This window comes from Micromonospora sp. NPDC023633, from assembly GCF_040640035.1.
In the GTDB taxonomy this organism is placed as follows: domain Bacteria; phylum Actinomycetota; class Actinomycetes; order Mycobacteriales; family Micromonosporaceae; genus Micromonospora.
The window spans coordinates 1-1367 of the sequence record NZ_JBFABB010000280.1 but is presented as its reverse complement, the minus strand read 5'-3'; the positions used below and the strand labels follow the sequence as shown (position 1 = coordinate 1367).

At 72.3% G+C, this 1367-nt stretch carries 1 protein-coding gene; it reads right to left on the bottom strand.

The window, feature by feature from the left end; translation table 11 throughout:
* A partial coding sequence (locus tag AB0G13_RS34705; protein WP_357883936.1) for a beta-ketoacyl synthase N-terminal-like domain-containing protein occupies positions 1–1367 on the bottom strand: 1367 nt, incomplete at both ends.

Sequence of the window (1367 nt, the reverse complement as noted above, 5' to 3'; positions counted from 1 at the left end):
CCCGCCGACGCCAGCGCCGCCCGGATCACCCGCTGCTGCGACGGACCATTCGGCGCCGTCAGACCATTACTCGCGCCGTCCTGATTCACCGCCGAGCCCCGCACCACCGCCAACACCTGATGCCCATGACGACGCGCGTCCGACAACCGCTCCACCAGCAGCACACCGACGCCTTCACCCAGCCCGAAGCCGTCAGCCGCCGAGGAGAACGCCCGGCACCGCCCGTCCGCCGACAAGGCCCCCTGCTTGGAGAACTCCTCGAAGATTCCGAGCGACGACAACACCGTGACACCACCGGCCACCGCCAGCGAACACTCACCCAGCCGCAGCGACTGGATCGCCGAGTGCAGCGCCACCAACGACGACGAACAGGCCGTGTCCACCGTCATCGCCGGGCCCTCCAGCCCGAAGACGTACGACACCCGGCCCGAGACCACACTGCCCGTGTTGCCGGTCAGCAGGTAGCCGCCGACCTTGCCGGACGCCTGCGCGAGCCGAGGGCCGTACTCCTGCGCGGTCGCACCGATGAACACACCGGTCGCGCTGCCCCGCAGCGAGAACGGGTCGAAGCCGCCACGCTCGAAGACCTCCCACACACACTCCAGCAACAAGCGCTGCTGCGGATCCATCGCCAGCGCCTCCCGCGGCGACACACCGAACAGCCCCGCATCGAACCCGGCCGCACCGCGCAGGAAACCGCCACCGCGCTGCACCGACCCACTCCCGTCGACATCCCAGCCCCGCTCGACCGGAAAGTCGCCTACCGCATCGCCGTTCGCGAGCAACAGCTCCCACAGCGCCTCGGGCGAATCCACCCCGCCGGGCAACCGGCACGCCATCGACACGATCGCGATCGGGTCGCCGGTCTCCGGCTCGTTCCCGGCGGGCGCCGCCGGTACCGGAGCGGCCGTCTCACCGGTGAGCCGGTCGAGCAGGTAGGCCGCCAGTGCCTCCGGCGTGGGATGGTCGAAGATCATCGTGCTGGAAAGCTTCAGCCCGGTGGCCGCGCCGAGGCGGTTTCGCAGTTCCAGCGCCGTGAGCGAGTCGAACCCGACCTCGTGGAAGGCGTCGTCGGCGCGGACCCGGGTGGCGTCGGCGAGGCCCAGCACGACGGCCGCGTTGGCCCGGACCACGTCGACGAGCTCCGGCCGTCGCTGGGCGGCCGGCATGGCGCCCACCCGGGTCCGGAGGTCGGCGGTACGCGCGGGCCGCGCCCCACGGCTCTTCCGGAGCCGCGCGGCGATGGGGTCGGGTGGGGTCCCGGCGCACGCGGCGTCGAACATCGCCAGCCCCTGCGCGGTGGTCATCGGCAGGATCCCGGCCCGCGCCAGCCGCTCACTGTCGGCGTTGCCGGTCATCGCACTGCG